The sequence below is a fragment of the Ekhidna sp. genome (assembly GCF_965228795.1).
Classification (GTDB): Bacteria; Bacteroidota; Bacteroidia; order Cytophagales; family Cyclobacteriaceae; genus Ekhidna.
The window spans coordinates 2,145,828-2,172,126 of sequence record NZ_OZ245839.1 but is presented as its reverse complement, the minus strand read 5'-3'; the positions used below and the strand labels follow the sequence as shown (position 1 = coordinate 2,172,126).

Annotated in this window: 22 protein-coding genes; 18 read left to right on the top strand and 4 right to left on the bottom strand. The window is 39.4% G+C overall.

Going from position 1 to position 26,299, the window contains the following annotated elements; translation table 11 throughout:
- The first annotated feature begins 143 nt into the window (after positions 1-143).
- Together ACQK2H_RS09860 and ACQK2H_RS09855 are read left to right on the top strand one after the other, a co-directional pair.
- Complete coding sequence (locus ACQK2H_RS09860; RefSeq protein ID WP_425391271.1) at positions 144-3,254, top strand: WD40/YVTN/BNR-like repeat-containing protein; 3,111 nt, start codon at positions 144-146, stop codon at positions 3,252-3,254.
- 123 nt (positions 3,255-3,377) lie between these two features.
- Positions 3,378-4,385: a hypothetical protein gene (locus tag ACQK2H_RS09855; protein ID WP_425391270.1), complete on the top strand. Its 1,008-nt coding sequence runs from the start codon at positions 3,378-3,380 to the stop codon at positions 4,383-4,385.
- A 77-nt stretch (positions 4,386-4,462) separates the two neighbouring features.
- On the opposite strand, the gene ACQK2H_RS09850 is transcribed toward ACQK2H_RS09855, so the two are convergent.
- Together ACQK2H_RS09850 and ACQK2H_RS09845 are read right to left on the bottom strand one after the other, a co-directional pair.
- Complete coding sequence (locus ACQK2H_RS09850; protein WP_425391269.1) at positions 4,463-5,506, bottom strand: SO2930 family diheme c-type cytochrome; 1,044 nt, start codon at positions 5,504-5,506, stop codon at positions 4,463-4,465.
- Positions 5,503-6,723, bottom strand: coding sequence for a parallel beta-helix domain-containing protein (locus tag ACQK2H_RS09845; protein ID WP_425391268.1), 1,221 nt, complete (start codon positions 6,721-6,723; stop codon positions 5,503-5,505). Before ACQK2H_RS09845 ends, ACQK2H_RS09850 begins: the two co-directional genes overlap by 4 nt.
- A 218-nt stretch (positions 6,724-6,941) precedes the next feature.
- Between ACQK2H_RS09845 and ACQK2H_RS09840 the strand changes: the two genes are divergently transcribed.
- The 14 genes from ACQK2H_RS09840 (at position 6,942) to ACQK2H_RS09775 (ending at position 18,058) form a co-directional block, all read left to right on the top strand.
- Positions 6,942-7,421, top strand: coding sequence for a hypothetical protein (locus ACQK2H_RS09840; protein ID WP_425391267.1), 480 nt, complete (start codon positions 6,942-6,944; stop codon positions 7,419-7,421).
- A 57-nt stretch (positions 7,422-7,478) separates the two neighbouring features.
- Complete coding sequence (lhgO, locus tag ACQK2H_RS09835; RefSeq protein WP_425391266.1) at positions 7,479-8,675, top strand: L-2-hydroxyglutarate oxidase; 1,197 nt, start codon at positions 7,479-7,481, stop codon at positions 8,673-8,675.
- 62 nt (positions 8,676-8,737) lie between these two features.
- Positions 8,738-8,971, top strand: a complete 234-nt coding sequence (locus ACQK2H_RS09830; RefSeq protein ID WP_425391265.1) for a hypothetical protein — start codon at positions 8,738-8,740, stop codon at positions 8,969-8,971.
- Between the two features lie 41 nt (positions 8,972-9,012).
- Positions 9,013-9,258: a type II toxin-antitoxin system RelE/ParE family toxin gene (locus ACQK2H_RS09825; protein ID WP_425393133.1), complete on the top strand. Its 246-nt coding sequence runs from the start codon at positions 9,013-9,015 to the stop codon at positions 9,256-9,258.
- Between the two features lie 20 nt (positions 9,259-9,278).
- Positions 9,279-9,743 carry a GNAT family N-acetyltransferase gene (locus ACQK2H_RS09820; RefSeq protein ID WP_425391264.1) on the top strand — a complete coding sequence of 155 codons (465 nt, stop codon included), beginning with the start codon at positions 9,279-9,281 and terminating at the stop codon, positions 9,741-9,743.
- Between the two features lie 213 nt (positions 9,744-9,956).
- Complete coding sequence (locus ACQK2H_RS09815) at positions 9,957-10,280, top strand: helix-turn-helix domain-containing protein (protein WP_425391263.1); 324 nt, start codon at positions 9,957-9,959, stop codon at positions 10,278-10,280.
- Between the two features lie 9 nt (positions 10,281-10,289).
- Entirely contained in the window at positions 10,290-11,363 is a 1,074-nt protein-coding gene (locus ACQK2H_RS09810) for a DNA adenine methylase (RefSeq protein ID WP_425391262.1), read from the top strand.
- A gap of 2 nt (positions 11,364-11,365) precedes the next feature.
- Positions 11,366-12,208, top strand: coding sequence for a DpnII family type II restriction endonuclease (locus ACQK2H_RS09805; RefSeq protein WP_425391261.1), 843 nt, complete (start codon positions 11,366-11,368; stop codon positions 12,206-12,208).
- A 228-nt stretch (positions 12,209-12,436) separates the two neighbouring features.
- Positions 12,437-12,958, top strand: a complete 522-nt coding sequence (locus ACQK2H_RS09800) for a DinB family protein (RefSeq protein ID WP_425391260.1) — start codon at positions 12,437-12,439, stop codon at positions 12,956-12,958.
- Between the two features lie 64 nt (positions 12,959-13,022).
- Entirely contained in the window at positions 13,023-13,511 is a 489-nt protein-coding gene (msrB, locus tag ACQK2H_RS09795) for a peptide-methionine (R)-S-oxide reductase MsrB (RefSeq protein ID WP_425391259.1), read from the top strand.
- A gap of 256 nt (positions 13,512-13,767) precedes the next feature.
- Positions 13,768-15,531 (top strand): histidine kinase dimerization/phosphoacceptor domain -containing protein, encoded by a 1,764-nt coding sequence (locus ACQK2H_RS09790; protein ID WP_425391258.1) that lies wholly within the window; start codon positions 13,768-13,770, stop codon positions 15,529-15,531.
- 20 nt (positions 15,532-15,551) lie between these two features.
- A complete protein-coding gene (locus ACQK2H_RS09785; protein ID WP_425391257.1) occupies positions 15,552-16,265 on the top strand; it encodes a TIGR02206 family membrane protein in 714 nt (237 codons plus the stop codon).
- An 81-nt stretch (positions 16,266-16,346) separates the two neighbouring features.
- Entirely contained in the window at positions 16,347-17,057 is a 711-nt protein-coding gene (locus tag ACQK2H_RS09780) for a LytR/AlgR family response regulator transcription factor (RefSeq protein ID WP_425391256.1), read from the top strand.
- Positions 17,054-18,058 (top strand): alpha/beta fold hydrolase, encoded by a 1,005-nt coding sequence (locus ACQK2H_RS09775; protein WP_425391255.1) that lies wholly within the window; start codon positions 17,054-17,056, stop codon positions 18,056-18,058. Before ACQK2H_RS09780 ends, ACQK2H_RS09775 begins: the two co-directional genes overlap by 4 nt.
- Here the strand turns inward: ACQK2H_RS09775 and ACQK2H_RS09770 are convergent.
- The gene (locus tag ACQK2H_RS09770; RefSeq protein ID WP_425391254.1) at positions 18,044-18,784 is read right to left on the bottom strand and encodes a response regulator transcription factor; all 741 of its coding nucleotides are present in this window, start codon (positions 18,782-18,784) and stop codon (positions 18,044-18,046) included. The two genes, ACQK2H_RS09775 and ACQK2H_RS09770, sit on opposite strands and share 15 nt — an antisense overlap.
- Before the next feature lie 129 nt (positions 18,785-18,913).
- Between ACQK2H_RS09770 and ACQK2H_RS09765 the strand changes: the two genes are divergently transcribed.
- Positions 18,914-19,246, top strand: coding sequence for a LytR/AlgR family response regulator transcription factor (locus tag ACQK2H_RS09765; protein WP_425391253.1), 333 nt, complete (start codon positions 18,914-18,916; stop codon positions 19,244-19,246).
- 52 nt (positions 19,247-19,298) lie between these two features.
- Here ACQK2H_RS09765 and ACQK2H_RS09760 read toward each other — a convergent pair whose 3' ends face one another.
- A complete protein-coding gene (locus tag ACQK2H_RS09760) occupies positions 19,299-25,286 on the bottom strand; it encodes a cadherin domain-containing protein (RefSeq protein ID WP_425391252.1) in 5,988 nt (1,995 codons plus the stop codon).
- A gap of 298 nt (positions 25,287-25,584) precedes the next feature.
- Here ACQK2H_RS09760 and ACQK2H_RS09755 point away from each other — a divergent pair, with 298 nt between their 5' ends.
- On the top strand, positions 25,585-26,298 hold the full coding sequence (locus tag ACQK2H_RS09755) for a LytR/AlgR family response regulator transcription factor (RefSeq protein ID WP_425391251.1): 714 nt from the start codon (positions 25,585-25,587) through the stop codon (positions 26,296-26,298).
- Position 26,299 lies beyond the last annotated feature (1 nt).

Genomic DNA, 26,299 nt, shown 5'->3' with positions numbered 1-26,299 from the left:
TCAAAATTATCAAAAGATAAAGGTAATTCAGATAGAAAAGTTCCTTCATTCCATCTAAACGATTAAATAACCTCTAGTGTAGTTAGAACACCGATGAATGTCGTCAAAATAAGTAAATTGAAATCAAACTAAAACCTAAACGTATGAAGAAGATATTACTGTTCATTTTAACGTTGAGTTTCTTCGCCTTTGATGGAGAATCTCAACGAAAGAAAAGGAACTCATCCAGCACACCTGCTTTTGATCAAAGCCTTTATGAAGGGATGCAATGGAGAAACATTGGTCCATTCAGAGGCGGCCGATCTGCAGCAGTTACCGGAGTGCCTGGTGAACCCAACCTATTTTACATGGGATCAACTGGTGGCGGTGTATGGCGCACCAAAGATGGAGGTCAGAGCTGGGAAAACATCTCTGATGGTTATTTCGGTGGTTCCATTGGTGCAGTGGCTGTCAGTGAATGGGACAATAACGTGATCTATGTAGGTGGAGGTGAAAAAACTGTGCGAGGAAATGTTTCCTCCGGATGGGGTATGTGGAAATCCGTAGATGCCGGCACCACCTGGCAGGAAATCGGCATGAAGAACGCCAGACACATCGCTCGAGTGAGAATTCACCCTAAAAACCCTGACTTAGTCTATGCTGCTGTCATGGGTGACCTCTACAAATCGTCCAGCGAACGTGGTGTTTACCGAAGCAAGGATGGTGGCCAAACGTGGGAAAGAGTGCTATTTGCAAATGCAGATGCAGGGGCGGTGGATCTTACTTTTGATCCTAACAACCCTCGCATTTTATATGCTTCAACATGGAGAATCAGACGAACACCATATAGCCTGGAAAGTGGCGGAGAAGGTTCCGCTCTTTGGAAGAGTACCGATGGTGGTGATACCTGGACAAACATTTCAAAAAACGAAGGTTTACCAGGTGGTATCTGGGGTATTTCCGGCGTAACCGTTTCTCCAGCCAATTCAAACAGGGTTTGGGCAATCATTGAAAATAATGATGGTGGCGTATACCGATCAGACGATGCAGGAAAAACATGGAGGCTCATAAATAAAGAACGAAAACTACGTCAGCGTGCATGGTATTACACTCGTATCTATGCGGACTCACAGGATGAGGATATCGTTTACGTTTTAAATGTTCGTTACCATAAATCGACAGACGGAGGAAAAACATACGAAACCTACAATGCTCCACATGGTGATCACCATGACTTGTGGATTGCCCCGGAAGACAATCAGCGCATGATTATCGGTGATGATGGTGGTGCTCAGGTTTCATTTGATGCCGGTGAAAACTGGTCGACCTATTACAACCAGCCAACCGCACAGTTTTATCGGGTAACCACCGATGACTCTTTCCCTTACCGCATCTATGGTGCTCAGCAGGATAATTCTACCGTGAGAATCGATCACCGAACAAATGGAAGATTTATCGATGAGGGTGATTGGGAATCAACAGCTGGTGGTGAGAGTGCACACATTGCACCAGACCCGGAGAACAACGAAATTGTATATGGAGGAAGCTACGATGGGTTCCTCACGCGAGTAGATCATGAAAATGAACAAATCCGAGCAGTAAATGTATGGCCGGATAACCCGATGGGTCATGGAGCAGAAGGGTTCAAGTACCGTTTCCAGTGGAACTTCCCCATCTTCTTTTCTCCACACAATCCGGATAAGCTGTATACAGCATCCAATCAGCTTCATGTTTCAACCAATGAAGGTCAAACCTGGGAAGTTATCAGCCCTGACCTCACGAGAAATGATCCCAGCAAGTTAGGCCCCTCAGGTGGTCCGATTACAAAGGACAATACAAGTGTAGAGTACTATTGTACCATTTTCGCGGCAGTGGAATCCTATCACGAGGAAGGAGTTATCTGGACAGGATCAGATGATGGTTTGGTTCATGTAACGAAAGATGGAGGGGAAAACTGGACAAACGTGACGCCAGCTGGAATGCCCGAGTGGATGATGATCAATAGTGTAGAGATTGATCCATTTAACAAGGGTGGTCTTTACATTGCCGGAACACGTTATAAGCTGGGGGACTATGCTCCTTATCTGTATAAAACCGAAGATTACGGTCAGACATGGAAGAAAATCACAAGTGGTATTCCTTCCGAGCACTTTACGAGAGTGCTAAGAGCCGACCCTAATCAAAAGGGTTTGCTTTATGCCGGAACAGAAGCAGGCATGTATGTATCCTTCAATGATGGATCCAGCTGGCAGCCTTTCCAGATGAACTTACCGATCGTTCCAATCACAGACTTGGCAGTAAAGGATAACAATCTGATTGCAGCTACACAAGGGCGAAGCTTTTGGCTCATTGATGACCTAACTCCCCTTCACCAATTGAATGAAGCGAACGGTAAACCCCATTTCTTGTACGAGCCAATGGATACCTGGAGAATGGGTGGTGGAAATGGACGAACCTCAAAAACTGCCGGTACGAATCATCCGGGAGGTGTGCTTGTCAATTACTTCGCGAAGGATACAGCCAGTACGGACACCATCTCCATCAGCTTTCATGAAGCCGATGGTGACCTGATTAAAACATTCAGTACGCATCCTAATAAAGAAGATAACGAAAGCAAACTGGAAGTGAAGCCGGGTTTCAACACGATCAACTGGGATCTTCAATATGAAGGTGCTAAGACATTTGATGGTATGATTCTGTGGTGGGCAACCACACAAGGCCCTATGGCCGCACCGGGTGATTACAAAGTGAAAATGACCGTAAATGGAAATGAGTCAATCAAGGATTTCAAGCTTAAAGCTGATCCAAGAAGCGAGTCTACACAAGCGGATTATCAGGCACAGTTTGACTTCCTGATCAAGGTTAGGGATAAGCTAACCGAAACGCATGAAGCCATCATTGACATACGAAAAGCTAAAGCACAGATCAATGATGTCATGAAAAAGGCAGATAATGATGAGATATCTGAATTAGGAAAATCAATTATCAAAGACATGTCTGAGATTGAAAAGGCGCTTTACCAGACTAAGAATGAAAGTGGTCAGGATCCTTTGAATTTTCCTATCAGACTGAATAACAAGCTGGGACACCTTGGATCATTGATGGGCATGGGCAACTATCGGCCAACAGACTCTGCACTTGAGTTCTACGATGAGGTGACTAAGCAAATTGATGAGCAGCTAACCAAGCTAGATGCCATCTTAGATGCTCGAATTAGTGAGTTTAACCAGGCGGTTAAAGCAGCGAATGTAGATGCAGTGAAGTTGGAGGATTAATTTTTTTAATCACAATAAATCCTGACAGGTTTCCAAAACCTGTCAGGATTCATAAGGGAATATTAAAGGGATGTGTAATAACATCCCTTTTTTGTTTACTAACCTTTCAAAAAGGCTACTACTATGACCCAGGCAATCCAACTAAACAGGTATTTACCGCTACTCCCATTCATCATCCCAGCTTTATGCATTTGGGTGGTCAACACCTCATTCTTTACAGAGGATCCCGCCTCACTTTCGATGGCGATCACTTTTGATCTTTTGATCTCTACTCCGGTCTTTTATTACTTAACGATACGGAAAAGAGCTATACCAAAGACAACCGTGATTCCTGTTTTTATATTTGGCATAGTCATCGCTTCCATCATCCTGCCTTCAGATCACCAGTATTACCTAACGCTGGTGAAAACATGGTTTTTGCCCGTTCTTGAAATCAGTATCATTACCTACATAGTAGTAACAATCCGAAAGGCATTTAAGGAGTTTAAGTCAGCAGACTCATTGGATTTCTTTTCTGCTGCAAAGGAGGCTTCTGCCAAAATACTACCTAAAAGAGTCGCTATCCTTTTCGCCACTGAGCTCTCCGTTTTCTATTATGGTTTATTTGCCTGGAGGAAAAGAAAGCTTTCGACAAACGAATATTCCTACCATCAATCAGCCAGTACCCGAATGGTCCTCGGTGTGTTCATTTTTTTAATCATCATAGAAGCGGTAGCTGTTCATTTACTACTTCAGAGCTGGAGTATTATTGCTGCCTGGATTCTGACCGGATTGAGTATTTATGGGAGTTTTCAACTCCTCGGGATCCTGAAATCACTATCCAGAAGACCAATTGCTTTTGAAACAAAAAAACTCATCTTACGATACGGTTTAATGAATGAAGTTGCTATCCCTTACGATAAGATAAGGCAAGCCATTTCTTTTACACATTCAGTTGAAAAATCGGATGGGTATGTTCACCTCTCTCCTTTCAAAGAAATGGAAGGCCATAATATCATGATTGAAGTTGAGAATGAAATGGAATTGGACGGGTTCTATGGAGTTAAAAAATCGTTTGAAAAATTGCTTGTCTATGTGGATGAACCAGACCTTTTCTTGAAAAACATGGAGGTCGTACGTATCCTTTCTTAAACGTAATCCTGACAGGTTTTGAAACTTCTTAGGATTCATTACAGTCGTCTTACCACCTGCAGTGGTGGGACGACTTTTTATTCCATATCAGCAATCCAGCTCCTGATTAATTCCACCCCTTCCTGATGCGTCATTTTTCTACCAAGCTCCGGCATCATTTCTCCGGGTTCCAATGACTCAATACGATGAACAAGGATCGACTGATCCGGATTACCTGGCACGATGCTGTACTTCAGTCCTCCGGAACCTTTCCCTGCAGCTACCGGCGGTTTATTCACACCCAATCGATATGGATCAGATTGTGAAGCTAACAGGTAAAGACCAGAATTCTTAGCAGGGCCTTCCCTCCTATGGCAATGTGCACAGTTGACCTCCAACCATGCACGCGCTCGCAAATCAATGGAAGACGTTTCATCGGTATAATTTGTCAATTTTGGTAATGATTTTAGTTCGGACATCTCCAGCCATCCATTTGCTTTCCATGTCATCAGCTGATCATCTCTGTTGAGCTGCCTTATAGACGGACCAATTGGGACCATTTTGCCTCCTAAATCATGGCAGCTTTTGCATTGTGGCTGAGAAGGTATGGAATAATTGATGCGCTGTAATTCACCATGTTTATCCGTCCATTCAACTGGGACTTTCTTGCCCAAAATCAATCGCTTTGCATCTGTCTGCTCTTCATTCCATTCGTAAACAATGCCATGCCACCCTTGATCTTCATGAATCAGCAATCGCGTTTCCAGAATTCTGCGCTCACTTTCAGGCTTACGGAAATCAGATGGATAATAGAAATTTTTAATCAGTATTGAGCCTTTAGGAAAGTCCAGTACCTCACCTGCATTATATTCCATCTTGCTATCCACGGGAAGATGGATGAAGCGTGCTTTGAAAGCATAATCTGAAAACAGCGGGGAATTGATTTCATATGGATAGGTTCGGTCACTTTTGGGCTTGAGCTCTTTTAGCGGCGATTCAAACAGGTTCAATTCGCTTAGGTATTTAGGATAATCAACTATTTCTTCTACCCCTAAACTTACTTCCTCCAAAACAACGGGTTTCTTTTTTTCAGGAGTAGCACAAGAAGCAACAACCAATAATATCAAAAAACAAACCCTCATGGAAAGATTGGTGCAATTGATCCGGTTCCACATGCATACATACTCCAATCCCGGGTGCGTCCTTCAAAGTCATTGGCCGCATCGATATTGGCAAAGGTGAATTCTCCATTGTTTTCAAGACACAGGACAAACTCATCATTCTCCGGCATAATGCCATCCATCGCAAAATCAGGTAGGTTGAAAGTGAAATACCTTAAAAAGAGTAAGCCAAAATCACTTTCAAAGGTTGGAAACCAGTGTTTATTCATAAACTCATTATCGTGGAAGTAAATGTGATTTGGATAAGGATCATACGCCTCATCAACCTGATTATTGGCACTATCCAACTGTGAGCCTTCCTCTGCTCCGAGCGCCTCCACCAGCACGTAACTAGCCAGTGCGGTACCGATAGTTTTATTGTGATGTATTCGATTGTTAAATACCTCAATTTTTCGAGTTGCCATCATCATGATTCCTGTGCCCGGTGGCACCACCGCCACTACATTACCCTCAGGAGCAAAATTTTCGTGATTGTTACTGATTACATCATTGTCATACACACGAGTTGTGTGCCCACTTTGAGTCAGCCCAGGCAAGTCGAAAATGAGAATACCTCCGGTATTATCATGTGCGTTGTTTCCATAGATCTCTACCCAACGACTGTTTTCACTCTCAATTCCTGCCACATTATGATAGACCTCATTATTTCTGATAATCACACTGTCGGACTGCCCCACATAAATGCCAGCATCAGATGAACCAATGGCCAGACAATTCTCCACCACTACGTTCTTACAAAGCACCGGATAAAACGCATAAGCCCCATTTTTTTCGCTTGGCTCACCGGTCCATTGAGACTTTACATTGGTAAACCGAATGCCATTTGTATCGGTGATTTTAATGTTATCTCCCGGGGCATCCTGCACCGTAAAATCCTGAAAAATCAAATTGGTGCAATTAGCTGCTCGGATTCCCTCTGCCCCACTTTCCTGCATCTCAAAAGAAAGAATGGTTTTACCCATTCCAGCACCCTGAAAAACGACATCAGAAAGACCATCTATGATGAGTGGGTTTTTAAACATGAAGCTACCTTCCGGGATATTGATGGTATCACCGTTTTGAGCTTGAATCAGCAGGGTCTGTAAGTCTGATTCGATGGATTTCCATTGTATGGTTTCCTCATCAGGTGCGCTGCACGCAAAAACGATCGCTAAAAAGAGAATGGGTGTGTACTTCATAAGCTGGGGTTATAAGTTAAAGTTAAGGGATTTTTGGAGTTCTTTTTAGCTAAGCTTATGGTTAAATAAGTAGACCCTGAAACAAGTTCAGGGTAACTTTATAAAAGAAGGACGAATGACAATATTCAGTCATGCAGAGCTTGTTTCAGCATCTATTTTTTATGTACCAAATGTCGATACTAAAGCATATCTGCTTATAATCCATACTTTTGTCTCAAATGGAAAAGATTCAAGTTGAAATAATACCAGGAGTTGGATTAGGTAAACTAAAATTTGGAATGAGTCGAGATGAAGTAAAGGCCATTCTAGGTGAACCTGATCATCAGGAAGTCACCAGCTACAGCGATGATGATTCAGACCAAAGTGACGCCTGGGAGTACCACCCCCTACGGCTGGATTTGTCTTTTGAAGAAGCTGAAGACTGGCAGCTTACCATTTTATCCGTTTCATCGGAAGATTATCTATTCAAAGGGAGTTCGCTAATCGGTCTGAGTCAGGATGAGCTAATGGAAGAACTTGAACTACTAGGCGTGAAAGATCTCGAAATCGAAGACATGTCTTCGGAGGATCACCCACAGCAGTTGCTGATTGCTTCAGAAGAATTCGGGATAAATTTTTGGTTGCATAAAGATATCCTGGAAGAAATTCAGTGGGGACCATTGTTTGTCGATGACAATACCATAAAATGGCCTGAATAACCGCTTGTCAGTGAGTGCAAAGCTCACCATCTTTGCAGCTGTCATACAAACAGGTTTATGTATAATGTTGTAGTGATCGGTGGAGGTATCGTTGGACTTGCCTCTGCACTGAAAATCAAAGAAAAGAACCCCAACTATAAAGTTGCCATCGTTGAAAAAGAGCGCACCATCGCTCAGCATCAAACGGGCCACAATAGTGGTGTAATCCATTCCGGGCTATATTATAAGCCGGGGAGTTATAAAGCCAAGAACTGTGTGGACGGGTATAATAAATTATTGGCTTTCTGTGATGAAGAAGAAATTCCATACGAACTGTGCGGAAAGATCGTAGTAGCCACCAAGGAATCTCAACTGGATGCATTAAACACCCTCCAGGAACGAGGAAAAGCTAACGGGCTGGGTGGCATCAAACGACTTGATGCTGATCAGCTCAAGGAGTATGAACCACATGTAGCTGGAGTAAGCGGACTATACGTTCCGCAAACAGGCATCATCGATTACAAATTGGTAGCAGATAAATACGCCGATAAGTTTAAGCATTTTGGTGGCGAGATATTCTCTTCCAACAAGCTAGTCTCCTTCAAAGAAGAACGGGGGTTCATTCATGTGCACACGGAGAATGAACGACTTACAACAAGAGTGGTCGTCAACTGCTCAGGTTTGTATACCGATAAAATAGCTAAACTTTCAGGGGCAAAGATTGACTATAAGATTATCCCATTTCGAGGTGAGTATTATAAAATCAAGCCTGAAAAAGAACACCTGGTAAAGAATTTGATTTATCCTGTTCCTGATCCGAATTTCCCATTCCTGGGCGTTCACTTTACACGACACATTGATGGAGGGATTGAAGCGGGCCCGAATGCTGTTCTTGCTTTTGCTCGTGAGGGCTATAAGAAAAGCCAGATTAACATGAAGGAATTGCTGGGTACGTTGTTTTATCCGGGCTTTATGCGAGTGGCAGCCAAATACTGGAAAACCGGTTTTGGAGAGATGTATCGATCGTACTCAAAAGGAGCCTTCACCCGAGCCTTGCAGGAGTTGATTCCTGAGATACAAAAGAGAGACTTGGTGAAAGGTGGTGCCGGAGTGCGAGCACAGGCGTGTGATCGTAAGGGAGGATTGATTGATGACTTCCTGGTGGTAGAGCACGACAAGTTCATCAATGTAGGAAATGCCCCCTCTCCTGCCGCAACGTCTTCCCTATCTATTGGTGAGCGGGTGGCAGAGATGGCGATTGAGCGATTGAAGTGATGACTTAATTGTTGGAGCAGTTGACAGCTAACTATCTGTTATAATTCTCGTATCTTTGAACTATGAGTACGATTGATCTAAAATCAAATCTTCATCAATTAATTGATGGTATTCAGAATACCAAACTTCTGGAATCTCTTCACGATCTCTTATCAGAAAGAAAGAACGCTAAAGCAGGCACCCTCTGGAATAGTCTGTCAGAGAGTCAAAAACAGGAAGTAATGGACGCTTATGAAGAATCAGAAAAACCTGAGAACCTCACTTCCCACACTGAAATCCTTAGAAAGTATAAATGAGAATTTACTGGACGAAGAAATCAGAAATTAGATTTTGAGAAATCCATACATACATCCTAAAGGAATTTGGAGAAAAGCCATCCAACAACTTCAAAGACAAAGTATTTGATTTCCTGGAACTACTAGGAAAATTCCCTCAACTTGGTACTTTGGAAGTGCCAGAGAAAAACATTCATGGATTTCAAATCTCAAAGCAAACGAGAATTTTCTATCGTATTAGTAAGGATCACATCAGCTTACTAACATTCTTCGACACCAGACAAGACCCAGCAAGGAAGCCTAAATAAACCACTAACTTTTACCAGTTATGATTACAATTAGAAAAGCGGATCGAAATGATGTGCCAGACATAATAACTCTCTTCGAAAATACCGTCCGCTCAGTCAATCAAAAGGACTACTCCGCTAAGCAAATAGACGTCTGGGCCAATGCGAAGAACAAAGACATCTGGTCTGAAAATGTGAAAATCCAATATTTCTACCTCGCTGAGATAGATGATCAAATTGTTGGTTTTTCTTCGATAGATGATACCGGCTATCTGGACTTTATGTATGTCCACAAAGACTTTCAGAGGCGTGGCATTGCCAAAGCACTTCTGGAACAGATCGAGCAAAAAGCCAGTGAACTACGATTGCTCAAAATTCACTCATCAGTGAGTATCACCGCACAGCCGTTCTTCAAATCGAGAGGATTTAAAACATACGATGATGAGCACAAAGTACTCAAAGATGTTGCGTTCATCAATGCATTGATGGAAAAGGTTCTTCAGTAATCACTACCGAATGGAAGGCTGACACTTAAGAATGCCCAACCAGCTTGGAAATTACGCTTATACCAATAAGCACGGATCACACCATGACAAATCCCATACTGGAAGATCCGCGCCAGAGTGTGTGCTAAAATCTTCCCCCACTTCATGCAACTCTCTCAGAATATTCTTAACTTGCCATTAAAGTGTCAAGATAAATTTAGTCAAGAAATTAAAATGTCAACATTTGGTGAATTTCTTAGAAAACAGAGAGAATCGAGAGAACTAACGCAAGACACGTTTGCGAAAAGCTTAGATCTTCCTTACACAGATGTAAGTAAAATAGAGAGAGGAAAAAAGAAATTCCCTTTCGCTAAACTTGAAGCCTTAGCAGAATTCTATGAACTGGAATTCTTTAAACTAAAAGAACTTTTCGTAGCAGACATCTTAGTTGAGCAAGCACACAAATACCAATGCTCAGAATCTGTTTTCGCTGTTGCCGAGGAACAGGCTAAATACGTCAGAAGTAAAAGTGCCAAACAAAGCAAAATGGAATTCTAAATGACTGGAATGGAACAACTAGCAATATCCTCCGCAGAGGAATCATCGAACCTAAATAGGATTCATAGCTATCCTTTATTGAGATATATGGGAAGCAAATACAAACTAATACCATGGATTCATGAAACTCTTGATGTGCTAGATTTTAATTCAGCATTTGATGCCTTTTCAGGATCAGGAGTAGTTTCATATCTATTGAAGTCAATGAATAAAAAAGTTTACTCCAATGACTTTTTGAATTTTTCTTCGGTAATCTCAAAAGCAGTTATTGAAAACCAATCTGATCGATTAGATCAGGGTGACATGTTAAAACTTTTGGACTTGACGGTAGATTCCGATGACTTTATACAAAAGACGTTTGATAAAGTATTTTTTACTAAAAGCGACTTGATTTTTCTTGACAAAGTGAGTCATAACATACTTAGTCTCTCTTCTAAGAATAAACAAGCTCTAGCATATACGGCACTATTCAGGTCATGCTTAAAGAAGCAACCAAGAGGTGTTTTTACGATTTCAGGGAATTTGGATAAGTATAACGATGGTAGACGTGATTTAAGACTTTCTGTAAGAGAACATTTCCTGGAACAGATCAAAATTTATAATGACGTTGTTTTTGATAATCATCATGAAAATATAACTTTCAATCTGGATGTTTTTGATTTTAGTCAAAAGATGTTCAAGCCAGATTTAGTTTATATGGATCCTCCATACGTACCACCATCGGATGATAACTGCTATATAAAAAGGTATCATTTCCTTGAAGGACTATCCAAATATTGGAATGGAGAGGAGATAATGGAAAACACAAAAGTCAAGAAAATCAAAAAGAAGTTCACACCATTTTCATATCGCAGAACTGCAATAAATGCTTTTGATCAAATGTTTGATAAATTCTGTGAAAGCACTTTAGTTCTGTCTTATTCTTCGAATGCTTATCCAGACCTAGAAACATTAGTTTCAATTATGAAGAATCATAAGGAAAATGTAGAGGTAAAAACCAAGCCGCATAAATATCATTTTGGCAATCACTCGACTGTTTCAAGATCAAAAGTCGATGAATATCTAATAATCGGACAGGACTAACAATGCAAAGACATAGACAGACGAAAGATGAACTTATTCTTAAACTTGGAGAAGTTTCAACTGACTGGAAGGATGAGTTTGCACAAATCTTTGTCGATTATTTGACCGATTTCAATGTTGGGGATTCTGTAACAATAAACGATCTAAAATCCCTCTTGGAAATAAATTTTGATGCAGGCATTACACTCTTTCGTTTGGTACTTGAACAATCAAAAGATGAATTCACGGAAACTCTTAAGGCATTGTTCTACAATAATGAAAGTGGGCATGGAAAAACTGCTTTTAAGAAAGACCCTGATAAATATGTGAATACTTTAGGTAAGTATGGACTGCTAGAATCTCTCAACAGATTAATGTCCAGAAATTATACTTGGAAAGAAGTTGTCCAAGAACGTCTTAAAATGGGCAGAGGAAGTGCGATAAAAGGTCAAAAGAGAGGGAAGAATTTGGAAGATTTTGTCGAGACTCTTGTAAGGCTGGTTTTTGACAAATTCGAAATTAGGAAGAGTTTTATTGGTGCAAATGGTCTGAGTACCGCCAAGGCAGATTTCTGCATTCCGTCAACTGAACACCCAAGTATAGTAATAGAAGTAAAAGCATATGGGGCTACAGGTAGCAAGCAGAGCGATGTTATTGGCGATGTACAGAAAATAATTAAGGAAAAGAGAAGTGATACTTATTTTTTCTTAGTAACAGACGGAGTAACATGGATGGCACGAATGAGAGATTTTGAAAGATTAATAGAATATCAAAACCTTGGAGACATTTACCGAATTTACACTCAACAGATGAGAGATGACTTATTATCAGACCTCAAACAGATAAAAAAAGAATTAGGTATTTGACAAGCCAGCCCCTAATAGCGCGGAAGTTACTTCCGCGCTTATAATCAGTAAGGCACGGATCAAGCCATCAACACAAAGTCCAACACCGGAAGATCCGCGCTAGAGTGAGTAGCACCTAGACTTCAAATCTCCCAGCCCCGTCTTCCTTTGTAACAAGGATGATAAAACAACCACCTTTATAATTGGATACGAAATGAAATAATCTTCTTATCGCAGTATCTTTATTCCATGCAATTCAATCTTGAGAAATCCATCCAGATACTGGAACGCACGCCATCGGTTCTAAAAGCACTGCTGCAAAATCTACCTGAAGATTGGACCACTCCCAACGAGGGTCTGGATACCTGGAGTCCTTATGATGTGGTGGGTCATCTTATCCATGGGGAGAAAACGGATTGGATCCCGCGTACCAAAATCATTTTAGCACACGGCTCAGACAAACCCTTTGAGCCTTTCGACCGGTTTGCCCAATTTGAGGAAAGTAAAGGCCAATCGCTCGCGCAACTTTTGGAGGCATTCGAATCTTTAAGAGTGAAAAATATTGAAAAGTTGAAGGCTCTTAATATCACTGAGCAAGACTTATCCAAAACAGGCATGCATCCGGGACTTGGACAAGTGACGCTCGAAAACCTTTTGGCCGCCTGGGTGGTTCATGACTTAGGTCATATCAATCAAATTACGAGAGTAATGGCTAAGCAATACATCAGTGAAGTAGGTCCATGGACGCAATACATGGGTGTTTTACAATAGTCTTAGCCCTGACTTATTGATGGGTTGTGGAAACTGACCAACATGTATTTATCGTTTATTAATTATGAAAAATTTAATCCTATTATTTGCCATCACTTTTTCATTCATTTCTTGTGCCCAACAGCAAAAAGAAAAACAATCAAAAGCTGATCTGCCATTCGATAAGGTCGAAAAACCTGAATCAGAGTGGAAAGCACAGCTTACTGAAATGGAGTATTATGTACTCAGAGAAAAGGGAACCGAGCGAGCCTTTACTAGCGAATTAAATAATGTAAAAGAAGAAGGCACCTTTGTATGTGCGGCCTGCTCTCTCCCACTCTTCTCTTCCGAGACCAAGTTCAAGTCAGGAACCGGATGGCCTTCATTCTATGAGCCTATTAAAGAAGTGAATGTTGCCGAAGAAGACGATAACTCATATGGAATGGTGCGCACTGAAGTCCTTTGTGCCAGATGTGACGGTCACCTGGGGCATGTTTTCCCTGATGGACCTAAACCCACCGGATTAAGATATTGCATCAATGGGGCTGCTTTGAAGTTTGAGGAGAAAGATTAAGCCTCTCTTGAGCAATTATCATACTTTTTGCTTCATATAATTCAAAACCAAGCATTTAAGTAAAGCAATAAAGCAAAATTGCTGTCTCTCAGTGATACACGTGGTTTATTCAATACGCAAAGAATAATGGTCAGTCATAAAAGAAATCTGACACTTAATAAAAATTAGATTAGAATAGGTCTTAAATATTTTAAATTGGATATGGATTACTTTAACAATGATCCATTAACCAAAACCTAAACTACTCTACATATTCATGCTGATATTGCTATTCAATATTATCAGTTTATTTGTTAGCCCCGAATTTCAATTAAAGGTAGCTGCAGGTGATTCACATCAAATACCCCAAGAATGGAGCGATGTGCAAGAAAATGAAACACCTAAGATTGGAAATTCATATTGGTTAAAAGTAAATGTCAAAGTAGTGCCTGGTGAAACCTATACTATTCAAGGAGGTAACTGGTACATGCAGAGCCTAACCTTCCATGACCAAAGTGGTGAAAATCTCAAAACCGGGAATCAACTTACATTTAAGGCAGAACAGCCACTCCACTCTTTCTATATTTTTTATCCATTCCCTGATGAAAAAAATAACGAAACCTTTCCTATTGAAGTAGAAACGGAATCAGCCTTTCTGAAAAGAGACAATAGCAAGAATGTATTTCAAGCCGTTTTCCAGGCATCCCTATTTTTCCCATTCATGGTTGCGCTCTCATTTTTAATCATGACTAAGGAAAAAGTGTATTTATACTATGCGCTTTATATCTTCACTGTAATGGGTTTTTTTGGTTACCAGTATGGATTGGTTGGTAACTACCTACCAATTGTAAATACTATTCCACCTACATGGTTTTGGCTTTTTGGTTTTACCATAACACTATTCTATGCGCTATTTTCAGTCGAGTTTCTCGATTTAAAAAACAAAGACCCATTGGCATGGAAGATTGTAAAAATTGGAATTGGATATATGTTTTTACTATTTCTAATATCCACTACTTTCTATGTTTTTAGAATCGATGCGCAGCACTCCTATTTCTATAAAATACCCACCATCGCAATAGAGCTCGTACTCATTCTAGCACTATTATACCGCATTACGTTACTTAAAGGAGTACTTAAAAATTACTATTTGGCGGGTGCTTTTCTTTTGATTGGTATTTCCATTGTTGCTCAGGTTATGTCAACCGCCCAAATTGTTGACAACTTCAATCGCTATGTTCAATTAGGCTTGCTCGCAGAAGTTTTTATTCTTTCTCTTGGTCTGGGTGTTCGGGTTTATAAAGCCCAGAAAGAAAAGAATAAAGTTCAGGAATCTCTTATTGAGCAACTACAACTTAATGAGAACCTCAGAAAAGAATACACCGACCAACTGGAAGAAAAAGTGATTGAGCGAACACAATCACTCAATGAAAAGAAACAGGAAGTTGAGCTTTTACTAAAAGAGGTGCATCACAGAGTAAAAAACAACCTGCAAATGATCACCAGTCTTATTAACCTTCAGGCCAGAAGGAACAAAGATGAGTCTCTTAAAACCATTCTGAATTCAACGAAACAAAAAATAAAATCGATCTCGCTAATTCATGAGCACCTATATCAGGCGGAGAGTCTGTCTCAAATAAAATTGGATGAATATGTTCAGCAATTAATCGATATGAATATTGCGGCATCTCCTTTGAAATCACATCTTGATTTAACGGTAGACGTACCGCCAATGGAATCTGATATTGCTACTACCATTCCTATCGGACTCATGCTAAATGAACTTATCATCAATAGTCTGAAATATGCATATGAGAAGGTTAAAAAGCCCAAATTGAAAGTATCAATCTTCGAAGGTGAAGGTTCATTAAATATCCAGGTCTGGGATAATGGTGAAGGATTTGACGACTCCAAAAGTCATGGTCTTGGCCATACAATCATCAATAGTATACTAGAAACTCAAAATGGGGAACGTAGCTTCAAACAAACGAATGATGGATTTTTAGTTTCTCTTGCAGATGAAGAAATACACTATCTATAATCAACCTAATCCGCATACCTATGAAATGGAGTGATGTGTTTTATACGGAAGAGCCATTTCGACCATATGGACTCTCCTATTTTATCAGTATCCTGGTGCTAATAGTCGTAGGCTATCTTTTAATTGAACTAGGTAAAAAATCAGCCGGCCCTAAAAGAGACTTTATTTTTAAAGTCATCGCCAGCATTGTATCACTTTCCATCATCGCCTGGGCGATCATAGAAATAGCGCTGGATCGTTTTTACATCGAGAGCGATCTTCCATTAATTTTTTGCAACCTGATTGGACTGTTCTTACCAATTTTTGCCTTTTACCGGAAGCAATGGCTTTTTGATATTCTTTATTACATCATCATGGCAGGTGCTGTCATGTCAGTACTCACTCCTGCACTAAAGCAAGCATACCCCCACTATGAAGCTTTCAAGTTCTGGATTGTTCATGGAGGATTGGTTATTTTCATCCTGTATCAGATGATCGTTTACGGCTATTGGCCAACCAGAAAAGGGATTTTAACCTCTTTCTTATTTATCCAGGCGTATGTGCTTTTTATTATAGGTGTCAATTATATTCTTGATGCCAACTATCTATTCCTCTGGGAAAAGCCCACTACTGCTTCTATTTTAGACATTCTAGGGCCTTGGCCTTACTACATCATTATCATGGATTTGATTCTACTTCCATATTTTTTCATACTATATGCTCCTATTTGGCTCATACGAAGGAAGAGCGCTTAGCCACTTATTTTAATAAAACCATTTTCTTCTTTATTTTTCACGTTCACTATATTGTCATTCAACAATTCAGCTAGCTAAGCATTGAAAATAAAGGTGTTAATCATTGAAGATGATCCAATTACTTCTTTGGATCTGAAAGAGACGCTCATCGATGAGGGAATGGACGTTATCGGAATCGCTCGCTCTGTTGTGCAGGCTAAAGAACTGATTGGAAAGAATACGCCGGATGCGTTACTGGTTGATATAAACCTGGAAGGCGATGATGATGGAATTGACCTGGTTCGATCCCTTCTATTTCCTCTTCCTGTGGTTTACCTCACGGCTAACTCAGATGAACAAACTGTAAAACGTGCCATGGGCACCAATCCTGGATCTTTTTTAACTAAGCCCTATGATGAACGTGATGTGTTTATTGCACTAGAGCTTGCATTTAAAAATCACAATAGGGAATCATTAGGGATAAATGAGAATAAACCCAAGCCCTTTCTTTTTCTTAAGAATGGCAATCGATTTGAAAAAGTGAAAATTTCAGAGATAAACTACCTGAAAGCTGAGGGCAGCTATACAAAGTTTGTGACAGAAAATGCAGAGTATATGCTCTCAAGTAATCTCAACACAGTCTCATCAAAAATCGATACTGGTAACTTCATGCGTATCCATCGGTCTTATGTGGTAAATATTGAGAATGTGACAGGTCTAGACAATGACTATGTATTCTTTGGCGAAGAAAACATTCCCATCAGTAGAAATTACAAAGAGGATGTTGGACGCATACTTAAAAAAATTTCATGATTGTTTCCCTCATCAAAAAGATATTTCACCAAACTTACCTACCTGAGATTGTCAAAAAGGATAGTATCGTTGAATCATCCTATTTTGATGTAAATGAAGATCAGCAATGGGTGTATGCAAGAGGGGAAAGTAGGAACAATCCTTTGCTGCTTTTTCTTCACCCAGGACCAGGATTTGTTGCTACAGGGATTACTAACGGCTATCAATCGCTATTGGAGAAACATTTTATAGTAATTCATTGGCATATGCGAGGTGCAGGAAAGTCTTACAGCAAGGCTGTTTCCACAAAAGAGATGTCCATTGACTCGCTGGTTGATGATACTTTAGACTTAAGCCAACAACTTATTAAGAAGTATCAAAAGAGTGACCTATACATCATGGGACATTCTTTCGGTTCGTTGATTGCGCTTAAATCAATTAAAAACAAGCCGGAAATCTTTAGGTATTTCATTTCTGTTGCCCAGATGACAGACGTAAGTGAAATGGAAAAAAAGTCCTATGATTTTGTAATGGAAAGTGCTACTGAAAATGAGGATACGAGCGTGCTAAAATCATTAAAAAAAATCAGCAGAACAGTAGATAATTTGACGATTGAAGGAATCAAGAAAAAACAAGAACTCATTCATTCATATGGAGGATGCGCGCCGGGATTCAAGAATATCGTTGAATTACTAACCCTTCTGATTATTAATCCAGTTGAACACTCGTTTTCAGACGTTATTAAATGTTTCAAGGGTCTTCAATTTTCGGGATCACAGCTTTTTAAAGAAGCATGCGAGATTAATTTTTTCAAAGAAATAGATAAGGTGGAGATACCAGTATTGATGGTTTTAGGTGAGAATGATCAAATAAGTAATCCGCAACTAGTCAAATTATATTTTGATCACTTGCAAGCACCCAAAAAAGAACTAATCGAGTTGAAGGGAGATGCTCATTTTCCATTTCTATCTCAACCAGAAGTGTTTCAGAGTGAGATACTGAAGGCGCTAAATATTCAATAAGAGGCCCATGTCATCGGCTTTTCTATATGCCTCGATGCTGTTGTTCGTTTCAAGTTTTTTCAGGATGTTTCGTCTATGCGTATCAACTGTATGTTTTGATATATTAATAATCTCGCCTATCTGACGGCTAGAATATCCTTTGCCAATTAAAAACAATACCTGTATTTCACGTTCCGATAAAACTTGAATAAACTCTGGCATACCAATCATATTGGCATTGAGTTCTTTTGCATTTGGACCGATAAATTGTGACTTGTACCCGGAAGGAATAAAAGATGTAACATCCCTGATGAGAGATGCAGAATGGGTAGTAACGCCAAAATCATCCCTCATAAAGATGAAAGAGCTCTTAAGCATTCGTTTTCCGTTTGTAAATTCTACAACTTCCTGGTGTACATCTTTATGCGTCCACAGGTTTGTGTCATAAATAATTTTCACCCTATTCCCGATATTTTTAGACACTCCTACCAGGCTTGCCTTAGAAAGGTTTTCATTATAAAACGTATCGATTCGCTTTAAGACATTCCCTTTTACCCCTGAGATAACCTCGAAGCTTTCACTTTTATACGTGATTTCCATTTCGGTACAATCCAATACGTATAGCGCTTCATATTCTCTGACCCTTAAAGAATTGATGGCATCCTGAACCTGCGCCTCTGTAGATCGTGCTTTACCAGCTCTTTGCTGATGATAATTTGAAAAATAATGGAGTTGGGAGGTGTCCATGGAATGAAAAATACTCATAAATGAGTATTGTCACAATTATTATGGACATGAAATTTGTCTCACTGAATTCTGAAAATTAACAACAGGAATAAAAATGGTCTGTAAATCAAATTTTTAAGTCGAAATGCCATGTATATCAAAAACGCCATAGATTTTATATTCCTAAAAACCGGATCACGGTTTGAAAAAGTGAAATTGGCAGATATTAACTTTCTAAAAGCGGACGGTAGCTATACTAAATTCATTACCTCAAGTCGGGAATACACGCTATCGAATAGCCTTAATAACATAGCTTCGCAGATCAACAGTCCCTCATTTATTCGTATTCATAGGTCGTTTGTTATCAATCTGGATAATGTCACCGGACTTAATAACGACTATGTATTCTTTGGAGAAGAAAACATTCCGATCAGCAGAAACCATAAGGAGGATGTAGCCCGAATCTTAAAGAAGATTTCATAAAAACACTCCGACAACTGGTCGGAGCGCTATTGCTGCTTTAGTCACAGCTTCCTTAGTTTATTTTAATAATTTTCTCGGAGGTGATCAGCTTTCCAGAATCATGCAGTTGAATGATATATTGCCCCTGAGGTAGCTTACTAACATCCAATGATCCATTGCGCTCGAGAATCTTGGAAAGATGCATTTTCCCACTCAATCCAAATATTTTCACCTCAATACTTTTCTCCGTCCCGATGGTCAAATAACCTGTTGTTGGGTTCGGATAAATTTTGATTTCAACGACATCTGAAGTGTTGAGTATCTCCTCATCGTCATCACTAGGATCGTTAAGTATAGTGATGGTGAGTGCCTGAGTGAATGATGCACCATCACCATCTTCTACAGTTATTGTAGCCGTTAATGGATCTTCTGTAAAGAAGTCAAATGACCTTGATGTTAGTAGCTGACCATCTGAAACTTCAAAATCTGATGTTTCTTCCACAGTAAATGTGAATGTGTCTTGCTCATCCTGATCTTCAGCTCCAAGTACTCCTACTACTGTTCCAGCATCAAGGTTTTCTGTTACTTCATCACTAGAGATAGTGATACCTGTTGGTGCATCATTGGCATCAGTAACCCTTACCTCAATCATAGAAACCGTGCCTCCATCCCCGGCGGCTTGAATGGATACTGAATACACATCTTTAGTTTCAAAATCGAAAGAAGCTGCCGTCAAAAACCTATTCCCATCAATAGAAAAACTTTCATTATCTGCTCCACCAGATACAAACTCAAATGAAGACTGACTACCACCGGGAATACTTAATGTTCCCACTTCAGTTCCCACTTCTAGGTTTTCCTCGATTGAAGTATTCGATAGCTGTACACCATCTTCTACATCTATAACGGCTATTTCGAACTGATAAGAATTGGTGATAGCACCTACTTCTTGCATAGCCAAATCAGATGTAGTCACGAAAATTGTATGACTATCAATAGCCTCATAATTGAGTTCCTTACTCGTCAACAGTTGATTACCTGAAATCGTGAAAAAATCAGATTCTCTGCCACTTTCAAATTCGAAAATATGCGAGTCATTAGCATCTTCGTCTTCAGCTGAGAAAGTTCCCACAAGTGTATTTGCTGGTAGATTTTCTAAGACTTCATTTCCTGTGAGGATGATGTTGGTAGGAGTATCATTTCGATCTGCAATTGCTATTTTTATTACTTCTTCATCAAATAAGCCTTCCGGATCACTAACTCTTACTCGAATAGTTACTGTATCTTTTTCCTCATGATTAAACTCAACAGTAGGTTGAGGTCTGGAAGCATTTTCAGGAATCTCAAAAGAATCATTATCATCATCTCCTTCGCCAGATACTAACTCCATCGTAAGCGGGTTAGCTTCTGGATCGCTCAGAAATATATTCCAATTAAGTAAATTGAATCCTGGATCATTTTCATTGACATAAGGTAATTCTGTAAATGTTGAGATTTCAGGTGCTTCATTGACATTTAAGATATCCAGACTCAGATTATAGGTTTGACTTTGGTTCATATTTAGATTGATGGCTTCCAGCGTAACATTGATGTTACTATTCAATTGTTCATAATCTATCTCTAAAACTGTCACGAGGCTATCGTCTTGGTCGATTTCAAAATATGGACTGTAAGTCGACTCGAAAACTCCTAATTCATAGTTATTAAATGCCGGCTTTTTATCCTCATCCACTACCTCAACTTTTCCTAATGTTGTTCCAATCGGTGCATTCTCTTCCAAAGAAATAGTAGATTCAGATAAGCTTACTCCATTAAGTAGTAGTCCTTCTATTGGATCATCCAAATCCAATACGGTTAATTCAACAGGAAACTCCAAATAGTTACTACTGTCTGCATCGTAAAATCCAACTCGAATGTTCAAAATAGAATCTTTTTCAAAATTGATGTTCAGCGTATCAGATGGTCGAAGAGCCCTATTATCAAACATGGATACAAATAAGTTATCATCGTCACCTGCACCCTCAACTAACTTATACTTAAAAAGTGGCCAATCATTGGCCAGAGTTCCTATAGAGTCAGGGTCAATTGGTCTAATTTGTAAATCAAAAAAGTTGTTTTCTGGAAGAGAATCGTAGTAATCCTTCGTGGTTCCATTTTGAAATACAGAGTATTTAAATTGCAGGCCGACGGATGGTTCGTTTTCGTTAATTAGACCAATCCTTAACTCTTTATAAATGAATGCTCCACCACTATCGGTCACCTTGACCAAAATGCTGTAGTATCCTTCATTAGCGACGGTTTCCCTAGATTCTATGAATTCATAATCCAAGGTATCAGCTACTTGCAAGGTATCTCCATTGAATTTAAAGTATACGTAATCTTCGAATCCCGTACTGTCAGTGACAAGGGTATAGGTGAAAGATTCATTAACGTCTTCATCTTGCGTAGAAAAGATTGTGATAGCTGAATCAATCGGTAATAATTCTCGCGTTTGTAATCCAGAAACAGAAGCTCCATTAGGTCCATAATATCTTTGATCAGCATAATCGAAAATATAGAATGTACTCGATGGTGTGTCATTCACATCAACCACATTCATCTCAATCAGTTGTGACAGTTTACCTCCAGAAGGATCAATAACCCTTAATGTTAGATTTGTATGTAACTCATTTGGTTCCTCATAATTGATGAGTTGATTAGCAAATAATGAGTCATTTCTTATACTGTAATAAGGATTGTTAAATAAAATATCAAATTCAAACCCGCTATCATCGTCTGAATCTGACACATTGATTTTGGAAATAAATGTTCCGTCCGCTAGGTTCTCTTCCACATCCGATGTGGTAAGCGAAATAGACTCGGGAGCTGAATTAACAGTCAATAAGTTCAGGCCGTATTCCCCGAATATGTACAATGAGTCTAGCGTACTATTTGTAAATAAATTATTCGTTTTTAAAATTTCGCTGCTAGATACCTCGAAGTGCCTGTTTAGCAAGGTTGGAATATAATTATTATTGTAAAGTACAATTGTAGGTGAACCAAAAGTTTGCGAATTATATCCATAAACAAATAGTTTGTCTTTCACACCCTTGGAAAAGGTAGCATAAGCCAGGTCTCCATAGTTCTCACCTGAAATAAGTAACGTACCTGAAGCATCCATCTCTGAATATTTGTTAAACATTGAAAAACCAATATTTCCGGAAGGTGTCTCATAAGCCATTGGTAGATTATAGTTGGAAAAAGACTCTCCATTAAGCAATTGACCCCAAAGTCCATTGCCGTCCAGATCAAAAGCCAATAGCGCACCAAAATAGGTTGATGAGGAATTAGGCAATGCTAAATTGATATTTCCTTCTGCAATGGTCCCCGCATTTACCCCTATCGAATTAATTGGTAAATAAACCTGATCTCCTATTACAGCTGGCTTACCTACAGAAATGTTTTTTTGAATTATTTGTGCTTTATACCACCCCAATGTGCCGCTGGCATCATAGTTTATCAATATAGAATTAGTTTGAGCAATAAAATTGGATACTTCTGTTCCTTCAATATCTAAAGAAGAAGAAAAGGTACCGGAGAGATATATTTCGTTGTTGCTATCCAGTGTGGTTTGGGGATTAGACACGCTACCAAAAGAAGTGGACCATAATCCCAGATAGTTTTCATTCAATTGAACCAGAAACGTGCCTTCATTTGGTAATAAATCTGTTCCACTAAAACTAAGTGATTTACCTGCTTCTCCGCGACCCACGAGGTAAAAGCTCTTCTTCATGATTCCAGTGCCAATTTCTTCGTAAGTAAATGCCTCTATTTGTTCGGCATATTCATCGTTAAAGTTGTTTTCGATGTGCTGTATATCAGTAATTGTCTGATCAGCATTGAAGGTGGCTATCACCAGGTCTCTATCGTCACTGTAAAGCGTTGTTTCTCCAATCTGAACTTCACCCACAAAGTCACCAAAACCATAAATTAAACCATCATCTGTTTGTGAGGCATCACGCCAAATAATTTCTCCACCAAGGTTGCCTACTCTTTTAGAGGCACTAGCCACCATTGCACTTGAGAGCTTACCTACATAGATATCAAAATCAGAAATCTGAGGGTACAAGTCATTGGTGTAGGTATCTCCACCTATCTCAATAGATCCTCCACCAAAATACCCGGTAAAAACTACTTCATTTGCAGCGGTTAGTCCCATACCCGCGGTGATCATCCGTGCAGAGCCTCCTATATCGTAAATATCAGAGAAACTACCATCCGGAGCTATCTTGAGAATGAATCCAGAATCGTCCGATCCTAAATCATACTCCACACTCTCATACGTTATTTTATTGAAACTATTAGTTCCATATAAGTAGAGACCGTCACTACTGGCTACCAAGTCCAGATAGCTAATAAAATCTAAACCTGAACCTACCACATCAATAAATTTCACAAACTGTAAAACGCCATCGGCATTATATTTTACAATGTAGTTAGCTTCAGAAACAGAAGCAGTATAAACATTACCTTCTATGCTCACACTTCCTGGATCTGAATTGATTCCGCGTACAACTCCGGTTGTATAAATATCGCCGCTATTATTTACGGCAATTTGCGTTTGAGTATAATTAGCATCCAGGCTGTTTTGTGTAATTGTTTTTTCAAAAAGCGTATTTCTATCCGAATCTATTACCAGCAACTTATATTGATTCTGGTAATTGTAAAAGACATGCATATTACCCGAATGCATTTCAATGTCAGCGATGTAATTTGAAAATTGTATAGAACCCAGATTAAAATCAATCCACTCAGCTACACCTGCTGTATCTATCAGCGCTACATATGCTTGATCCTGATTGTTTGTGAAATCAGGGCCACTGAAATTACTTCCATTGCTTCCAACTAATCCAAAATAATACCTACCTGCAGACCCCCTAATTTTTCTTCCAAAGGCAATCATTCCATTATCCACTGAAAAATTGCCTCTCCATTGAGCCGTGGAGCCATCAAATCTTTCGCTCACGTCAAATCGCCATTTGACCTCAAAATCGTTATTTAATTTAATGATATGAGTATTATAGCTCCCGTTAGACGTTATACTAGCTAACAGATAAATATCACCATTGTCTTCAAACTCAATCTCAAATACCTCATCGACTGTGATGTATTCATTGGATAGATCACTATATCGAATCAAGTTGCTAAAGTTCAATTCATCATCATAGATTGCAATAAAGCCTTCATCTTCAACTGTGGTATTTTCGTCTAGTGAAACAATCCCCGAAACGTTTCCTGAAACAAAAAATTGGTCATTAGGCCCCACTTCAGAGACATATACCCGATCATACCCACCACCTATGGTTCCATTTGACACCCACTCTGAAAACGTATTTTGATTGTTATTAACGACCACAGTAAAAGCCTCTTCATAGCTTGCGCCGAGCTCATCAAAAACCGCAAGCCTTATGCTATAAGAAGATTTTGTTTCATAATCTGGAGTCTCCAGGATTACCAAATCATATCCGGCGATTTCATCTCCTGTGATGTCAAAAGAGTCATTGTCCTCACTTCCTTCCCCATCTACTAATTCATATCGGAAAGTATCACCTGCATCCGGATCACTGGCAGTCAAATCCACCAACTTAGCTCCAGGGAGATTTCCTTCAGTTACCAATAATCGACCAAAATTGAATCCTGTCGGAGCTTCGTTGGCATTTTTTATTGTCACAAGAAAAGCTTCCTCATACGTATTTGTAGTCCCATCGGTCACACGAACCCTTATGTTGTAAGATGACTTGACTTCATGGTCAAACGATTCAGTTGATACTAACTCATTGCTATTTTGAATGTCGAATGAAGCATTATCTGTATCTCCTGTTCCTGCGACAAGTTCGAATGTACTTGCGTCACCATCCGGATCTGAAGCACTAAATACCCCTACAAGTGTGCCAATTGGTTCATTTTCGTTAATGCTATTGTTGTCTATAGCAATGTTCGTAGGTGCCGATTGACCAACCCCATAAATTGCAATCGAAAAATAGAAAAGAATGCAGAATGCTAGTTTTACTTTTTTCAGCATGGTGATGTGATTAATTCTTAAAAAAATTACTTCTCAAATAAGATTTAAATCTCATGAATGAAATCTCAATCACTAATAAAAGGATTGAGCATCAACACCTAAACCCTGAATTCATGAATGACAGAAATTCTTTGTGAATGCCCGATTATTTTTTCTGACAGATTGGTATGCCTTAGCTGAATCCAAGTATTGATTTAAGCGTTAACCCATAATTATCTCAATTAAATACTCCCCCAACTTTCGTTTTTCAAAGGCTGTTGCTTAGTTTAACAGGTTAACTGGCAACCAGCTCACCCGAATGAAAATAAAAGTGCTAATCGTTGAGGACAATCCCTTGACTTCACAAGATCTGAAAGAGATTATCTCTCTTCAGGGAATGGAAGTCACAGGAATAGCAAAAAACAGGTCTGAGGCGGTGGCTTCTATTCAGGAGGTTGTTCCTGATATTCTGCTAGTTGATATTTTCCTGAAAGGAGGAGATAATGGAATTGCCCTTATAGAAGAACTTTCCGAAAAACATAGCTTTCCTTTTATTTATCTCACTGCTAACTCGGATAGAGATACCATAGATAAGGCGTTAAAAACAAACCCATCCTCTTACTTAACCAAGCCTTTTGATGAGAGAGATCTTGTTATTGCCCTTGAGCTTGCTTTCAACAACCATTACAACAAAGTATTGGATAGTCAAACAAAGGAAACGTCCTTCGTTTTTTTGAAATCAGGCAACCGGTTTGAAAAGGTGAAAGTAGAAGACATTCAATTTCTGCAGGCAGAGGGTAGCTATACCAAATTCATTACTTCCCAAAAAGAGTATACACTATCAGGAAACTTAAACAACACTTCGGAAAAAGTAAAAAACCCTTCTTTTATTAGAATACATCGATCTTATGTGGTCAATATTGATAATATAACGGGACTTGATAATGACCATATTTATATCAATGACAAGCACTTGCCGATAGGTAGAAGCTACAAAGAGGATGTCAATAAGATATTGAATCGAATATCTTAAT